Genomic DNA, 17,280 nt, shown 5'->3' on the forward strand with positions numbered 1-17,280 from the left:
CGAAAGGCAGGAAAAAATATGAGTGATACTTTAAATTCACGCGCAGCCCGCCGTCAAAAAATGGAAGCGGAACGGAAACGCGGAAAAAATAAAAAACCTAAAAAAAATGGCAATGTCATCAAGAAAATTATTTTAGCAATAATTGCCGTCGGACTTGCGGTATTTATTGGTGGGCTCGCACTCTTCGCTTTTTACGCAAGCAGTGCACCCGATTTGGATGAAAGTCTTTTGAAAGATCCGATTACAAGCAATATTGCCGATCGTAACGGAAATGTTTTCATGAAATTAGGAGCTGAAAAGCGGGAGTTTGTCCCTTACAATGAAATACCAAAAGAAATGGAAAATGCAATTCTTGCGACTGAAGATGTACGATTTTACAAACATCATGGTATGGACTTTTGGAGACTCGGCGGAGCAGTTTTAGCGAACTTTAGAAGTGGATTCGGTTCGCAAGGTGCTTCAACGTTAACGCAACAGGTTATTAAAAACTCTTTTCTAACCGATGAGAAAACCTTAAAGCGAAAAGCACAGGAAGCATGGCTCGCGCTTAAATTGGAAAGGGAATATGAAAAAGAAGATATTTTTGAAATGTACTTCAACAAAATCCTGATGTCCGGGAGGGTACATGGTTTCGGCACTGCCGCACAATATTTCTATGGAAAGAAGTTAGATGAACTTGAGCTTCATGAAATGGCGATGTTGGCTGGTTTACCACAATCTCCAAATGGATATAATCCATTCAAAAATCCAGAGCGTGCGGAAAAACGTCGAAACACAGTTCTCAGCTTAATGTACAAACACGAGAAAATTACAAAAGAACAGATGGAAGAAGCAAAAGCAATTCCTGTTACTCAGACCCTTGTTCCTGAAGATCAACGAGAAGATTCCAATTCTCAATATCTTGCTTATGTAGATATCGTATTGGATGAACTGGAAGCTGCCGGCATGATGGATCTTCTATCAGAAGGCGTAACAATTCAAACTGCGCTTGATCCTAAGGCACAACAGTCGGTTGAAAGAGCTATCAATTCAAATATTTACGAATCAGATGAAATGCAAGCTGGAATGACTGTATTGAATACAAAAACAGGTGAAATTGTTGCGATTGGCGGCGGTCGTAACTTTTCGGGTCGAAACCTGAATTTCGCTTCAGATAATCGTAGACAGCCTGGTTCGGTTATTAAACCTATCCTTTCATACGGCCCTATTATCGAAAACGAAAACTGGTCAACAGCTCATACAGTAGTGGATGAACCTTATAAATATAGGGGAACGAATATATCGATACGGAATGTCGATGGTAAATTCTTAGGCCCTATTACAACAAGGGAAGCATTATATAAATCTAGGAACATCCCCGCTGTCAAAGTTTTTGAAGAAGTTGGAGCAAAAAAAGCCGTCCAATTCGCAAGCAAACTAGGGCTTTCTTATGATAAGTTGGAATCCGTCATAGCTATCGGTGGTGGACGGGGCCAATTTTCTACAATTGAAATGGCAGGAGCTTATTCCGCTTTCGGTAACGGGGGTATCTATACGAAACCCCATGCGGTTAAAAATGTAATTTTAAGAGATGGGAAAACAAACATAAAACTTTCCCCTGACCCGGTAACTGTCATGAAAGATTCTACAGCATACATGGTGACAGACATTTTAAGGGATGTTGTCACAATGGGAACAGGGAAAACAGCAAATGTTTCAGGCTTAGATATGGCTGGAAAGACGGGTACGACAAACTATGATGCCGATGCTAAAAAGAAACTTGGCTTGAAGAACTCTGATGTTCCCGACAGCTGGTTCACCGGCTATACAACAGAATATACAATTGCCGTTTGGGGAGGTTACAAAAATTATACGACCCCAATTACAACTTTCGATCGTGGTCGCTATGTACCTCAAATCCTATTCAGAACGGTAATGACTGATCTTGTCGCGGGCAAGAAGACGCCACATTTCAAACAACCAAGCTCAGTGGAAGAGGCAACAATTGTGAAAGGTTCGAATCCTACAATCCTTGCAAGCAGGTCAACTCCGGATGCATTAAGAAGCACCGAACTATTTGTACGCGGAACTGTTCCAACAAAAATGGATAAGGAATACCTGACTGAGTTAGATGCACCGGCTGGATTATCAGCGGAATACGACAATGAGACAAATTCAGTAATACTTAACTGGACACATAAAGGTCCAGATACAGAATTACTTCTTGGACCAGTCCAATTTGAAGTTTCTGTCGCGATGGACGGTAGCGAAGTGCAAAAAATGACGACGACTACCGATCAAACCGTGACATTCTCTGGAGTAGAGTTGGGTCATACGTATGTCTTTTATGTCAAGGCAATCGCGGGCGATATTGAAAGTAGTCCTGCCTCCACTTCACTTCTGATTGAAGGGCAAAAAGAACCTGAATTTAACAATGAAGATGGCAATCAAGGCAATGATCAAGGCGAAGAAAATAACGGGAATAACAATGGCAATAATAAAGGAAACAACAATAAAGGTAATAATGGTAACAAAGGCAACAATGGAAATGACGGCAACAACAACGGTTCAGACAACAACCCGGATGAAGACGGGAGTGACTCCGGTAACAGTGGAGATGATTCCGGTTCCGGAGATGATGGCGAACCAGACAATGGAACCGATGATGGTAGCCAGTAAATAATAAAGCCGGTAAAGGATTGAATCCTTTACCGGCTTTTTATCATGTTTCTTGCCAATAAGCTGACAGCTTTTTTCTGTGCTTCGGAATATAAGGCTTTTAATTGAATATAAGCAAACTCCCTATTCATCTTTTCACGGATAAACAGTAATCGTTCATGTCCATTCAATGGTTCAATGGCTTGCGATGTATCTTCAACCGCAGTGGGCTCAATAAAAACGAAAGAACTAAGCATTTCTGAATAGTTATTAATGGCAGTTTCCATCAATGGCACTACCTTCCGATCCTTCTGCTTCAGAGCTGCCGCAATCTCATCACTTAACCCAAGCCACTTATCCCAATAAGAATTTAACACTTCATGATCCCTATTTTTATAGTTAAGCAAGGTTTTTCATCCGTTTCTTCCCTTCCCTGCATAACGGTAAAAGTGGACATTCTGGGCAGGCGGGATTTTGCGCTTTACAATGATATCTTCCAAAGAAGATGATCTGGTGATGTGTATCAGTCCATCTTTCCCTCGGCGTCCAGCGCATAATTTTTTCTTCCACCATTAATGGTGTATCCTTCCAACGATTCATCCCAAGTCTCTTTGCTACACGCTCTACATGTGTATCAACAGCCATTGCGGGAATTCCGAACGCATTGGATACAACAACATTTGCTGTTTTCCGACCTACTCCCGGGAACGTCGTCAGCAAATCACGATCAGCGGGTACTTCCCCACCAAATTGTTCGATTAGAAGAACACTTAATGCTTGAATATTTTTTGCTTTATTTCTATATAGACCGATTGACCGAATGTCATTTTGCAATTCTTCAATTTCAACAGCCAAATAGTCTTCAGGTTTTTTATACTTACGAAATAGATCAGCTGTCACCCGGTTCACAAGAACATCTGTGCATTGTGCTGAAAGTAAAGTTGCAATAAGAAGTTCAAAAGGATTATCATGCACTAATTCACAATGTGCATCTGGGAACATCTTACCAATTTCTTCAAGGCAGATTTCCCATTCTTTCTTTGTCAACATGTCCCATCACCTATTCCCGTTCTTCCAACCAATTATAAAACGGCACCTTCTTAACGCTGCTATCCTGCTTAGATGCCGGACGTATTATTGCGGTCCGAAATGATTTAGATTGCTTTTCCACATCTGATAATGTTTTTATATTCTTTTTCTTCCACTCGAAAAGAATTCGATCAATGTACCGTAAACTTAACTTTTGGGCAAGCACTGCTTCCTTCAAAGCTTGTCTTATAATTTCCGCGGAATGTCGATCATCATCCAGCCACATCGTAATTGTTTCGCATTCCATCGGGGAGAGCAACCTACCAAATTCCTGTTCAAATAATGTAAAGATCTCTCCCTCATCATTCTGAGAAGTTTGCTCCTCAACGATTGTCTTTTTTTCGGCAAGGGCAACATTTACAAGTTTAATCCATAAGGAATGCATAGATATTTGTTCGTAAAGAACACCATTAGGATCTTGATCTTGCTTGATTTCTATTAATCCTCGTTGCATCAGCCGTTGCATGATTTCAGATACTTGATTCACATTTAAATGCATACGTCCAGCGAGTTCCAATGGTGTAGGAAACTGTGAACCTTCCGTTTGAAAAGCAAGCATATGCATGATTAACATTGCATCCAAATCTTTTATATCCAATGCTTTATAATACTGAAAAAAAAGCTGGGAAATGGTAACATTTCCCTGCTCAATCCAAATTCGGAGCCGTTCTTCGTCTTGCATTCCGAACACCTCACTATATATATCTTTCCGATTAAGGGTACAAACGATTCAACAAACGTGGGAATGGAATAGTCTCCCTAACATGCTCCACTCCTGAAATCCAAGCGACTGTCCGCTCCAATCCAAGGCCGAATCCGGAGTGTGGAACAGCACCATATTTACAAAGATCCAAATACCAGCTGTATGCAGATTCATCCAAATTATGATCTTGAATACGTTGCTTCATCAATTCATAATCATAAATACGTTCAGAACCACCAATGATTTCGCCATAGCCTTCAGGCGCGATCAAATCAGCGCAAAGTACGACATCGTCGCGATCCGGGTGCGGCTGCATATAGAACGATTTAATATCTTTCGGATAATGCGTAATGAATACTGGCATATCGTAGTTTTCAGCGATCGCTGTTTCATGCGGTGCACCGAAATCATCGCCCCACTGGATATCATCAAAGCCTTTACCATGAAGGAATTCAATTGCGTCATCATAAGTGATTCGTGGGAATGGTGCCTGAATCTTTTCAAGCTTCGACACATCCCTACCGAGCCGCTCAAGTTCCAATGGACAGTTTTGTACAACAGATTGAACGATATGCGATACATACTGCTCTTGGATTTCCAAGCTTTCCTCGTGTTGGACAAACGCCATTTCTGGCTCAATCATCCAGAATTCGATTAAATGGCGACGTGTTTTCGATTTTTCTGCACGGAATGTTGGTCCGAAAGAAAAAACTTTTCCAAGCGCCATTGCAGCAGCCTCCATATAAAGTTGGCCGGATTGTGATAAATAAGCGTCTTCATCAAAGTATTTCGTATGGAATAGTTCCGTCGTTCCTTCAGGTGAAGAACCAGTTAAAATAGGAGGATCTATTTTCACAAAACCGTTCATATGGAAAAACTCATATGTCGAGCGGATGATTTCATCCCGAATTTTCATGACGGCATGCTGTTTACGAGAACGCAGCCATAAATGGCGGTTATCCATCAAAAACTCAGTTCCGTGCTCCTTCGGTGTGATTGGATAATCCACTGCTTCATTGATGATTTCAATATCCTTCACTTGCAGTTCAACACCGAATGATGAGCGCTCATCTTCCGTAACTTCAGCAGTGACATAAAGTGAAGATTCCTGATGAACGGATTTAGCCTTTGCAAATACCTCTTCGCCTACTGCTTCTTTTACGACAACTCCTTGAACGAAGCCTGAACCGTCACGAAGTTGCAGGAATGCGATTTTACCGCTTGAACGTTTGTTTGCTAACCATGCTCCGATGCGGACTGTTTCCCCTACATGATCGGGCATTTCGTGAATCATAATTGTTTTCATAAGTACCTCCGTAAATATCTGCTATTATTCTTTCCAATTCGTTTCTACATATGAATGGATTCGTTTTACTGCTTCTTCTAATAAGTCAATAGATGTTGCATAGGATAATCGAATTGTTTCAGGTGAGCCAAAGCCCGAACCTGGGATGACTGCAACTTTCGCTTCGGTCAATAATGCGGAAGCGAATTCATCAACAGAGGAAAACCCTGTTTTTGCGGCTGCTTCCGAAACTTCCGGCAACAAATAGAATGCCCCTTGTGGTTTGATGACCTTGAAGCCCGGGATTGCCTGAAGCAGTGGATAGATGCGCTCGAGTCTTGATTCAAAATCCTTTCGCATACCTTCAACAGTATCTTGAGGTCCGTTATAGGCCTCTATCGCCGCATATTGTGAAGTAGTAGTAGGATTGGAAGTTGAGTGGCTTGCCAAGTTTGTCATTGCACTGACGACTTCCTGATTACCAGCAATATAACCGATTCTCCAACCTGTCATAGAATGCGATTTGGATACCCCGTTGATAATGAATGTCCTTTCCTTAGCGTCATTGGAAATTTGTGCAATCGACACATGTTTCTCGCCGCCATAGATAAGTTTTTCATAGATTTCATCCGAAATGATCCAAATATCTTTTTCTTTGCAGACTTCTGCGATTCTAAGAAGTTCTTCATGGGAATAAATCATCCCTGTCGGATTACCTGGAGAATTGATGATGACTGCCTTTGTTTTTGAAGAAACTGCTGCACTTAACTGCTCTGCAGTGACCTTGAATTGAGATTCAGGAGTACTTTCCACAAACACTGGAACACCGCCTGCCAACTTCACCTGTTCTGGATAGCTTACCCAGTAAGGGGTTGGAATGATCACTTCATCTCCCGGATCCAAAATTACTTGGAATAATGTATAAAGGACATGTTTTGCTCCGATGCCAATCATAATCTCTTTGCGTGTAAAATTCAATTGCTGGTCTTTTTTCAGTTTCTCTATGACAGCATCCTTTAATGCTGGTAAACCGCCAGAAGGAGTGTACTTTGTTTTTCCTTCTTTCATGGAGGCAATTGCCGCTTCGAGAATGTTTGTTGGAGTGTTGTAATCAGGTTCTCCGGCGCCGAGGCCGATTACATCAATCCCTGATTCTTTCATCTCTTTAGCTCTCGCAGTGATGGCCAGTGTTGATGACGGAGATAATGTGCTAACCCTATCGGCTAATTTCTTTGTCAATTGAATCGTCCCCCTAGTATCTTTATCAGTGAATGGATAGGTTATAGGTTTAAGATTCGTTTCCACCATTCGCCATTCTCAAAAAATACATACACATAATTCAGTTTGCCGTTTTCACTTTTGAATGCGACTTCCCATACAGGATGCCCCTCTTCCAGGCCTAATACTACATGCAGGATTTTCTCCATTTGAAGTTCGGATTTGACTGTTTCAAGCGCTGTTTTTGCATCAATTCCGTCTTTTAAATCTACTTCATCAAGAACCTTTTCCGTTTTTTCTTCAATAAATATCGCTTTTTCATTACCATCGGCATCTTTTCCGTAAACAGTCACCATGGAAATGGTACCGTTGTAAATTTCCATGCGGTCAACCGTTTGGAGATTCCCATTCTTTAAGGCAATATCTTCCGCATTTTTCTGTACGGTAGAAAAAGGTTTATTCGCATTATATAAAACGATGACGGTGATGAAAAGTGATAAGGCAAGAAGGAAGGCAACGATGAATTTGACCCAGTTCAGCATAGTGCATCATTTCCTATATACGAAAAAACAAATTCCAAAACTTTCCCATCCCGCTTTCTTTTGGATTCCTATTCATTATAACAATCTTCGAGGTTCTTAACCATATGTTCGAGTGAGACGTTCTTAATAGGAACTGAAGGCAAAGCATTCAAAAAGCTTTTCCCATAAGACTTCGTTTCAATTCTCCTATCTAAAATGATGAAAAATCCTCTATCTTCAGACGAGCGGATCAATCTGCCGAACCCTTGTCGAAAACGTAAAATCGCTTCTGGCAACGCAAGTTCAGTGAATGGATTCCCACCATTTGCATTTAGCTTTGCCGCACGTGCCTTGAATATCATTTCGTCAGGAGATGTGAATGGTAATCGGACAATGATAACGGCAGATAGCGCCTCGCCTGGTACGTCGACACCTTCCCAAAAGCTATTTGTGCCGAATAAAACCGATTTGTCGAATTGGCGGAACGACTTCAATAGTTTCAACCGACTACCCGAACTAACTCCCTGTGCAATTAATGCGTATTCCCTTAATAATTCACTGTCTAAAATCAGTTCATACGTTTTTCGAAGCATATCCTGGGAAGTGAACAGAACGAATAATCTGCCCCCAGTCGCTATCACCGTTTGGACGACTGCGTCGGCTACAGCTTCGATATAATCGTTTTGCGATACATGTTGAATGGATGGCATATCGTCGACAATGAATATGGCTGCTTTATCATAAAAATGCTGAGGGGCAGCAAAAGTCTTAATAGGAACACCGTCTGAAATTCCAAGCTGCTTTACTACAAATCGTTCATTATTAGTAATCGTCATAGTTCCTGATGTCCATATAATACCGATGTTCTCTTTCTCCATCCGTGTAGTAAATTCGTTTATCATTACCGAAGCATCAATAGGACTTTTTACAATACTCAGACTACCAGGTAGACTCCGTTTATCTTTTTCAATCCAAACGGTAAAGTTATCATTACGATCATCTAAAAATATTTCGACCCATTCTCCAGCTTTGATCTTCAATTCCCTTAGCCAATATTCCCATTCCGAGAGAAGTGCCACTTCACGATTCGACATCTTTGATTTGTGAATTATTAGCTGTGATTGGATCGTTTGGAGTACCTCTATATATTCAGCCATTTTTTCAGCTACTTTTGCAAAAATCGGCTCATTCCGTACTTCATCAAGTGCAAAAATCACACGGTTTCCATGCTGCCCGCCGCGTGCTTTTGTTCGATGATTTGACAACTTATAAGCAACATCATCAAATACATGGGTGAATTTTTCATAAGTTGTGCCAAGCTTATCAAATACATGACTCCCAAAATTACTGAAACGATTGTGAAGTTTCATTATTTTATGCAGCAATTGACCTTCCGCGTCCGATCCTATCTGACCTATGACATATTTCCAGTTCATATAGGAAAGTACAATTTCATTTGAGCGTATGGCTGTATGAATGAATTGATGGGCCTCATCAATGATCAAGCCCGAAAACGAATGGAAAATCTTCTGTTCTCGATTCGAATCGGACAGTAACATTGAATGATTTGTAATGACTAAATTGGAATTACCACAGGCATCAATCATCTTTAGATGATAGTCCGCCAATCTTTCATCTTCCAACATTTTAGACGTCCGTTTGCGGATTCGGTCAATAAATAATTGTCCGCCTCCAGAAACATTCAATTCGTTGACATCCCCGGTAACGGTCTCTGTTAACCAAACAAGCACCTGCATGATTGTAAATGTCTCATCATACGATTCATCCGTTATTCGAAGGAGTTCTTCGAATTTGCCGAACGAAATATACTGTTCTTTGCCTTTCAAAACCGTTGCAGTACAATCAATATCTAAAATTTTGCGGATACGCTTCACTTCATCTTCCAATATTTTATCAACTAAATGATTTGTAAACGTACTTATGACGACCGGTTTTCCAGTTTGAAGCGAGTGAATTACCGCAGGTAGCAAATAGCTTACAGTCTTCCCGATTCCTGTCGGTACCTCGGTAATCACTTCTTTGTTTGATTGAAGGGCTTCCCAAACAGTGTCCATGAATGATAGTTGAGATTTTCTATATTCAAAAGAAGGATATCCTTTTTTCAATAATTGTACTTTTTCATCGTCCTTAATAGGAAACGTCGTACGAACAGTTACAGAACTAAGCGGTTTGTTCACGTCGCGATATGGAATCCCTCTGAACATCGGTAATTTTGTGGCATTACTTCCCTGCCTGACTGATTTCAAGGCTTCATAAAACAAGGAAGAAATATCCGATCGTAAAGAAAACGAGCGTCTGTGTAGAAGGTTCAATGTCTCTTCCGGCAATGTTTGCAGTTTAGATAGGGCTGCCAATAATAAGTGTGCTGTTGCTTCTGCATCATCATCAGCCCGATGCGCGGTTGAAAGCGGGATATCTAATTCTTCCGCTAAATCCTGTAATCTGTAACTGGAAGAGGAAGGGAATAGAATTTTGGATAATTCAACTGTGTCAATTTTCTTCCCGGACCATGTTGCAACTTTGCACCGTTTGAATTCGCTTTGTAAAAATGATAAATCAAAGTCAGTATTATGCGCGACAAAGACAGTTCCTTGTAGTAGATCGGAAACTTCTTGTGCGATTTCTTCAAATGTAGGAGCCGAAATGACTTCATTATCCGTAATTGAAGTCAATTGTTGGATAAATAAAGGGATTTCACGTTCCGGGTTTACGAAACGGGCATATTTTCGAGAGATTATGCCGTTCTCTATGAAGACAATTGCGATTTGAATGATCCTGTCCCCTTTTGAAGGCGAGTGCCCGGTCGTTTCTAAATCAACAACTGCGTATGTACGGTTATCCATTCAATCATCAACTTCCTGTATCAAATACTACAGCAGATTGTATCATATTCCAGGCTGTGATTGCTTATTTAGGTGTTCGGTTCATATAAACTTTCCTTAAACTTGAAAAGCTGATGATTTGGCTATGCCATTTCACCAGCTTTTCTCCTAATAGCTTACGCAATTACTCCAGGGGCTTCTGTGATTATTTCTTTGATGCTGTTTTTCTCATCCATTAGAAGGACTGTTGGTTGGTGAGTTTTAGCTTCTTCATTCGAGACATACACATAGGAAATGATGATGACGATATCACCCGGTTGGACTAATCTTGCTGCGGCTCCGTTCACGCAGATTTCGCCAGTTCCCCGAGCTCCGGCGATGATGTATGTTTCAAATCGGGCACCATTGTTGTTATTGACAATATGGACTTTTTCATTTGGCAGCATTCCAGCAGCGTCCAATAAGTCACTGTCAATTGTAATACTTCCTACGTAATTGAGGTTTGCCTCCGTGACAGTTGCTCTGTGTAGTTTACTGTTCATCATCATTCTGAACATACGAACCATCCTTTGTTTACATAATAATATTATCTATCAATCTGGTCTTTGAGAATTTGACGGCAACAGCTAAAATGACTTCATCTGTTTCGCTTGTTATTGGCTGAAGGCTTGGATAAGACAGCAGCTTAACATAATCAATTTCCCCCGTGCTACCATCTGTTATATAGCTTGCCACTTCATCCTCAATTTGTTCAGGCTTTAAGCCAATTGAATGAAGCTCAGCACCTTTTAATAATGCTTGATGGATAATGGGTGCTTGGGCCCGTTCATCTGGCGTTAAGTTGACGTTCCTTGAACTTTTAGCCAAGCCGTCGTCTTCACGGACGATGGGAACACGTACTATCTTTGTTCGTAAATTAAAATCACGGACAAAAGTTTCAATGATTGCAAGTTGCTGTGCATCTTTCATTCCGAAATAGGAGCGGTCAGGGTTAACGATGTTAAAAAGTTTTAAAACGACTTTCAAAACTCCGTCGAAATGCCCCGGTCTAGATGCGCCGCAAAGTTCGTTAGCTTGTGGTCCCGGAAGAATCCGAATACCGCCCTCGAACGGATACATTTCTTTAACGGATGGGATGAATACGATATTGACACCCGCTTCTTCCGCCAATCTAACATCTTTTTCAAGATCACGTGGATAGGATTCGAAATCCTCGCCCGGTCCAAATTGCGCTGGGTTAACAAAGATGCTCATCACGACAATGTCATTTTGCTCTTTGGCATGTTTGACAAGTGAGAGATGTCCTTCATGCAAAAAGCCCATTGTCGGTACTAAGCCAACTGTTTTACCGCTTTTTTTATTGATCAACTGCTGAAGTTCTTCAATTGTTTCTACAACTTTTATGCTATTTATTTCAGTGTTCAGCATCCTTCATTCCTCCGTAAAGTGCCACCAATTCATCTTCTTTCATCGTAAAGCGATGTGCCTCAGACGGGAATGCCCCGGATTTGACTGCCGCCACATATTCTTCCAATCCAGCCCGAATATCATCCCCGACATTGGCATAGGTTTCGACAAATTTCGGGATATGATGGTTGCCGTATTTAATCGTATCATGGAAAACTAACACTTGGCCGTCTGTTTCAGCGCCTGCCCCGATACCGATTGTCGGAACGGAAACCGCTTTTGACACTTGCTCCCCCAATTGGTATGGAATGCATTCCAATACGATCATACAAGCACCTGCAGCCTCACAAGCAACAGCATCACGGATAAGTTGTTCCGCAGCCGCTGCCGTCTTTCCTTGCACTTTGTAACCGCCTTCAACTGCAGCGGACTGAGGCAGTAATCCGAGATGAGCGACGACTGGAATTCCTGTACTTGTCAAAAGACGTATTGTGTCAATTACCTTGCCGGATCCTTCCAATTTCAATGCATTCGCACCGGTCTCCTGGAAAATTCTTACCGCGGCTTCCAGAGTGCGATCTTCGGAACCATGATAAGAACCGAATGGCATATCGACAACAACAAAAGTCTCTTTCGCTCCCCTTCTTACCGCTTTGCCATGATGAATCATGTCATCGACTGTTACGGCCGCTGTCGTTTCATAACCCAAAACGACCATGCCTAATGAGTCCCCCACAAGGATGACATCAATTCCGGCTTGCTCCGCCAATTGTGCAGACGGGTGATCATAAGCGGTCAGCATGACAACCTTTTCATTTTTTTGTTTCATTTTCTTAAAATCAGACGTACTTTTCATTTCTTCCCCACTCCCTTTCATATTAATTGAAAGGAGAAAACCGAAAAATAAAACCCTTCAAGCCAAATTGGACAGAAGGGTTGCGTATGATAGCAGATTGGTTTCCTCCGTCCCTGTCTTTCGCAAGATCAAGGCAGAACCTATTGAGTTGGATGTTTCTTTACTATTTGAAAGGTGCAGTTCCGATTGATACTGCCCTTCGCCACTACTATAGCAAATGAAAGTTTATTTGTATAGATTCTATTTGAAGCAATTTAAAGATAGGAAAAGTAAATCAACGTGGAAAATTCACCATCCACTCCTGATTAGATTAATAAACTGTAGCTCCGTCGGACTGTATGAATTTTATCCTTACTTTTTGATTGTACATTTTTTCTAAAATAACCTTAAATTCTTTTTCATTCTTACGGTTTAAAACTAACAGACCTACTATTAAGGTATCGGTTTCCTCTTCCACCCACATCTCTGAGACAAATATTTTTTGTTGTTCAAACAAGTTATTCGGAACACTTAATTCTTCAAATACTTTATCCATAGCTAATTTCGCAACCATATATTCTGACTTTTCTATATTATAAAAATGAATCGGCAGACCCCCTACAAGGTCTTTTATAACTTTTTCATGTTTTTTTTGCTTGCCAGTTAAACCTACATTCAGTACTTGGTTGTCGTCAATAAAAGCACCAATATATTCAATCTGGTCGTGCTCATTCATATACATTATGATTTTTTGATAGAGTTCAACAGCTTTAGCGTTTTTATCATATCTATCCCTATCAGATCTCGAAATTCCTTTTGCAATATCACTTGCACTTAATTCCTCACTGATATTCTTAGTCTCATTTGCATGGGGAACCTTAACAAGCCGAATACTGGAGAATACTATAAACACCAAAAGAAATGCAGAAATAAAAATCATAGACTTCTTCTCCAAAAGCTCTCCCCCTCTGCAATCTACCTCTATTCATTATAACATCATAAGAAATAAAAAATTATATAGTTAAGAAAATTCATTTTTTAATATTTACTTCCAAGAATTGGGCATGCAGTTTGGGGATGTGTGGTAGGTGAAAAGTAACAAGACGAGCAAAATGAGGCTGAACTCGAGCATAACCACCTCAAACTCGAGAAATAACCTGCCGAACCCGAGCATAACGATCCCAAACTCGAGCATAACTTACCATGATTCTTTGAGGCGAACGTTTTTCGGCCAGAATTTCCCCGGTTTGGACGAACTTCCCGTAGAACGCATGCAACTTCCCATAGAACGTATCTTACTTCCCATAGAACGACGATGACCTCCCATAGAACACTCACAACTTCTCATAGAACGTCGATGACTTCCCATAGAGTACTAAAAACTTCCCATTGACTGCCGGCAATACAAAAAAACAGGCAAAAGGAAAACTAAACGTTTTCCCCCGCCTGCTCCTACTGAATCTGAATATCCGCCGAATAAATCCCTCTCACTGACCCATCATCCAATTGAAGTTCAAGCAATCCTTCTTCGGAAATGCCCAACGCGACACCTTCAATCGTTTCATTCAACATCACCGCACGAATCCGTTTCCCTGCCGTGTTCGAATACCCTTCCCACAACAGCTTGATCGGCCCGAAACCGTGTTTTTCATACATGTTTGTATACTGTTCTAAATACCTTAAAATGCCTGCAATAAGTTTTGCACGGTTGATGTGCTGACCTGTTGCTATTTTCAGCGAAGTTGCAATCGATTGGAGTTCATCCGGGAAATCTTCCTCATCTTGATTGACGTTCATCCCAATCCCTATGATGATTGCCTTTACCCGATCGGGATCTGCTTGCAGTTCCGTCAAGATTCCTGTCATTTTTTTACCGTTGATCAAAATATCATTCGGCCATTTTATCGTCGCTTCAATCCCCGTGACCTCTTCAATTGCGCGTATAATCGCCACAGCGGTTACAAGAGTCATTTGTGGAGCTTGCTGTGGTGTTAGGGTAGGTCGAATGATTAAACTCATCCAAATCCCTTTACGAGCAGCTGAGGACCAAGGTCGATATAACCTTCCTCTCCCCGCGGTCTGTTCTTCCGCTACTATAAGGGTTCCATCAGGCACTCCTGCCTGTGCGGCATCATGTGCTAAAGGTTGAGTGGATTCTACGCTTTCGTAATAATCAACACTTCTTCCATACATCGATGTTTCAAGATGGTTTAGGATATTGGCTGAATTCACCCGATCTGGCGAAGAAATCAGTGCGTACCCCTTTTTGCGAATCGAGGTGATTTCATAGCCTTCTTCTTCAAATTCCTTAATGTATTTCCAAATGGCTGTTCTTGATAGCCCGTATTCATCTGCAAATTCCTGGCCTGATACTGGTTCGCCTTTCGCTTCAAAGAGTCTGTTCAATAATTCATTCTTGACGTTTGTATTCATTGAAAAACCATTCCTTTATCTTTTCCGTGTCGTTCGGGCATTCACGATGGAGAACCGCCTTTTCGATTCGATCCATCCATTCACCAAGCCAAGGACCGCCCCGTTGCTCAGTCCATGCCATAAGATCTTTACCATTCACTTGAAGTTCATCTTTCGAGCGTATTGGCAACTCTCTTTGCTTCATGGCAATTTCATGTTGAGGGATACCGTCTTCCGAAGGATTGAATGCTTGCCAGATATTTTCCGCCGCGCATATCACGTCGAACGGAAAGCGATAATAATCATCCGTCGTATATCTTCCCAACTGTCTACGGTCGAAGGCAACATGAACTGCTGATAAAAACTCCTTTTCGCGGTTGGACAGTTTATAGGCCCTTGCAACCTCGGAAGCCGTAAAACCACCTGCAAGCATCAAGGCAGCCCATCCTTGAAGCGCATCTTCAAAAGGAACACTTTCGGATAATATGCGGATATCCTGCGGGAAAACCGGAAGATGATGTGAAAGACCAGTTTCGGCGATTAACGCGAACCCCTTGTTCGGCTCTTTCCCTTTCATCAACTTGTCCATCTCCACTTTGATGCGTTCAACAGAGACATGTCGGATTTTTTCAGCGTTGCCTGAAATGGCTTGACGCGTACCAGCTTCCACTTCAAACCCTAAAACCGAGGCAAATCGGACTGCCCGGACCATTCTTAATGCATCCTCCGTAAAGCGGTCTTGCGCATTGCCAACAGCCCGAATCACTCGCCCTTTTAGGTCATCCCTTCCACCGAATGGGTCAATCAGTTCTCCGGACACTGTTAATGCCAATGCATTTATTGTGAAATCCCTTCGCCTTAAATCTTCCTTTAGTGATTTTACAAATTTCACTTCATCAGGTCTTCGATGATCTGTATATGTACTTTCCGTCCGGTAAGTCGTTACCTCGATTGGCTCCCGGTCCATTAAAACCATCACGGTTCCGTGTTCAATTCCGACATCTATTGTATTGGGAAAAACCTGCTTCACTTCCTCGGGCGATGCAGATGTGGCGATATCTATATCAGAAGCATCCTTACCCAAAAGATAATCTCGAACGGAACCTCCAACAAACACCGCCTCATAACCCGCATCTCCTAAGAGCTTGATGACCTTCCGACTTGAAGCTGATCCAAATTCACTCATGAGTTCAATCCCGCAACTTTGTAATAAAGTTCCTCGTATTCATTAACAATGGATGTTGAATCGAATTTTTCATGCACAGTGCGCAATGCGTTTTCACGGAACATTTTATGTTTAACTGGATCTTGCAGTAGCCCAATTGCTTTCTCTGCTGCAGCTCTGACATCACCTAATTCAACGAGGTAACCGTTTTCCCCATCCTCAATCACTTCAGGTATGCCGCCAATATTGGTTGCAATTGCAGGTACCCCACAAGCAAAGCCTTCTAACAGAACGAGACCGAATGCCTCTTTCTCCGATAATAGAAACATTAGATCACTGATTGCCAACAACTCAGGGAGGTCGTCACGTTTACCCGTGAAAATGATCTCGTTTTCCAAACCTTCTTGTTTTACCTTCTCCCTCATTTCAATCTTTTCGGGACCGGTACCAACTAATACTAATTTTGCATTGATTGTTTCACGGATGATCTTAAAGCTATCAATTATATCATCCACGCGTTTGACTGCCCGGAAATTGGACACATGGATAATGACTTTTTCCTCTTCACGGATTCCTAAGTCTTTTTTCAGCGAACCGGGATCGACCGGCTTGTATTTGTCTTCATCGATGAAATTATAGATCGTTAAGATCTCTTTATCGGGCTCGATCAGCGAAAACGTATCTTGGCGAAGTGATTCAGAGACAGCTGTCGTTATTTCCGACTTTTCAATTCCATAGCGAACAGTGTATTTCAGCGCGGGATCATGACCAAGAACCGTTACGTCCGTTCCATGTAAAGTCGTGATCACGCCAATAGACGATTTTGCCATATCCTTGGCGAGTGCCGCTGAAATTGCATGTGGCACTGCGTAATGGACATGCAATAGGTCGAGTTTCTCCTTTTGGATGACATGTGCGATCCGATTCGCTAATGCGATGTCATAAGGAGGATATTTGAATACCGCATAGCCGTCTATTTTCACCTCGTGGAAATGAATATTCGGATGGACGTCAATTAAGCGGAACGGCTTCTCGGATGAGATATAATGCATCTCATGTCCTTTCTCTGCCATTTTCATCCCCAGTTCAGTCGCAACAACACCTGAACCTCCTAATGAAGGATAACAAATTACACCGACTTTCAATTTGTTCATGTGATCACCTC

At 41.7% G+C, this 17,280-nt stretch carries 15 protein-coding genes; 1 reads left to right on the top strand and 14 read right to left on the bottom strand.

Translation table 11 applies throughout. From position 1 onward, the window contains the following. Positions 1-18: 18 nt before the first annotated feature. Positions 19-2,658 carry a transglycosylase domain-containing protein gene (locus tag ACFPZG_RS08715; RefSeq protein WP_317940025.1) on the top strand — a complete coding sequence of 880 codons (2,640 nt, stop codon included), beginning with the start codon at positions 19-21 and terminating at the stop codon, positions 2,656-2,658. Positions 2,659-2,687: 29 nt separating this feature from the next. Here ACFPZG_RS08715 and ACFPZG_RS08720 read toward each other — a convergent pair whose 3' ends face one another. From ACFPZG_RS08720 to bshA, 14 genes are all read right to left on the bottom strand, one after another. Continuing rightward, positions 2,688-3,044: a YpoC family protein gene (locus tag ACFPZG_RS08720; protein ID WP_283731864.1), complete on the bottom strand. Its 357-nt coding sequence runs from the start codon at positions 3,042-3,044 to the stop codon at positions 2,688-2,690. Further along, positions 3,037-3,687, bottom strand: a complete 651-nt coding sequence (gene nth / locus ACFPZG_RS08725) for an endonuclease III (protein WP_283731863.1) — start codon at positions 3,685-3,687, stop codon at positions 3,037-3,039. Before nth ends, ACFPZG_RS08720 begins: the two co-directional genes overlap by 8 nt. A gap of 10 nt (positions 3,688-3,697) precedes the next feature. Next, complete coding sequence (locus ACFPZG_RS08730; RefSeq protein ID WP_283731862.1) at positions 3,698-4,408, bottom strand: DnaD domain-containing protein; 711 nt, start codon at positions 4,406-4,408, stop codon at positions 3,698-3,700. 31 nt (positions 4,409-4,439) lie between these two features. Further along, on the bottom strand, positions 4,440-5,735 hold the full coding sequence (gene asnS / locus ACFPZG_RS08735) for an asparagine--tRNA ligase (RefSeq protein WP_283731861.1): 1,296 nt from the start codon (positions 5,733-5,735) through the stop codon (positions 4,440-4,442). A 24-nt stretch (positions 5,736-5,759) separates the two neighbouring features. After that, positions 5,760-6,953, bottom strand: coding sequence for a pyridoxal phosphate-dependent aminotransferase (locus tag ACFPZG_RS08740; RefSeq protein WP_283731860.1), 1,194 nt, complete (start codon positions 6,951-6,953; stop codon positions 5,760-5,762). A 41-nt stretch (positions 6,954-6,994) separates the two neighbouring features. Continuing rightward, a complete protein-coding gene (locus ACFPZG_RS08745) occupies positions 6,995-7,474 on the bottom strand; it encodes a cell wall elongation regulator TseB-like domain-containing protein (protein ID WP_317940026.1) in 480 nt (159 codons plus the stop codon). A 68-nt stretch (positions 7,475-7,542) separates the two neighbouring features. Beyond that, a complete protein-coding gene (gene dinG / locus ACFPZG_RS08750) occupies positions 7,543-10,317 on the bottom strand; it encodes an ATP-dependent DNA helicase DinG (protein ID WP_317940027.1) in 2,775 nt (924 codons plus the stop codon). Positions 10,318-10,472: 155 nt separating this feature from the next. After that, positions 10,473-10,853, bottom strand: a complete 381-nt coding sequence (panD, locus tag ACFPZG_RS08755; RefSeq protein ID WP_283731855.1) for an aspartate 1-decarboxylase — start codon at positions 10,851-10,853, stop codon at positions 10,473-10,475. A 16-nt stretch (positions 10,854-10,869) separates the two neighbouring features. Next, positions 10,870-11,724 carry a pantoate--beta-alanine ligase gene (panC, locus tag ACFPZG_RS08760; RefSeq protein ID WP_381426756.1) on the bottom strand — a complete coding sequence of 285 codons (855 nt, stop codon included), beginning with the start codon at positions 11,722-11,724 and terminating at the stop codon, positions 10,870-10,872. Next, on the bottom strand, positions 11,711-12,559 hold the full coding sequence (gene panB, locus ACFPZG_RS08765; protein ID WP_317940028.1) for a 3-methyl-2-oxobutanoate hydroxymethyltransferase: 849 nt from the start codon (positions 12,557-12,559) through the stop codon (positions 11,711-11,713). The genes panC and panB overlap by 14 nt, the downstream gene beginning before the upstream one ends. A gap of 310 nt (positions 12,560-12,869) precedes the next feature. After that, positions 12,870-13,493, bottom strand: coding sequence for a hypothetical protein (locus ACFPZG_RS08770; RefSeq protein ID WP_317940029.1), 624 nt, complete (start codon positions 13,491-13,493; stop codon positions 12,870-12,872). A 497-nt stretch (positions 13,494-13,990) separates the two neighbouring features. Then, the gene (locus ACFPZG_RS08775; RefSeq protein WP_317940030.1) at positions 13,991-14,971 is read right to left on the bottom strand and encodes a biotin--[acetyl-CoA-carboxylase] ligase; all 981 of its coding nucleotides are present in this window, start codon (positions 14,969-14,971) and stop codon (positions 13,991-13,993) included. Next, a complete protein-coding gene (locus tag ACFPZG_RS08780; protein WP_317940031.1) occupies positions 14,949-16,136 on the bottom strand; it encodes a CCA tRNA nucleotidyltransferase in 1,188 nt (395 codons plus the stop codon). The genes ACFPZG_RS08775 and ACFPZG_RS08780 overlap by 23 nt, the downstream gene beginning before the upstream one ends. Further along, on the bottom strand, positions 16,133-17,269 hold the full coding sequence (gene bshA / locus ACFPZG_RS08785) for an N-acetyl-alpha-D-glucosaminyl L-malate synthase BshA (RefSeq protein WP_283731851.1): 1,137 nt from the start codon (positions 17,267-17,269) through the stop codon (positions 16,133-16,135). The genes ACFPZG_RS08780 and bshA overlap by 4 nt, the downstream gene beginning before the upstream one ends. Between the last annotated feature and the right edge of the window lie 11 nt (positions 17,270-17,280).

It is taken from the genome of Sporosarcina thermotolerans (assembly GCF_042658975.1).
Classification (GTDB): Bacteria; Bacillota; Bacilli; order Bacillales_A; family Planococcaceae; genus Sporosarcina; species Sporosarcina thermotolerans.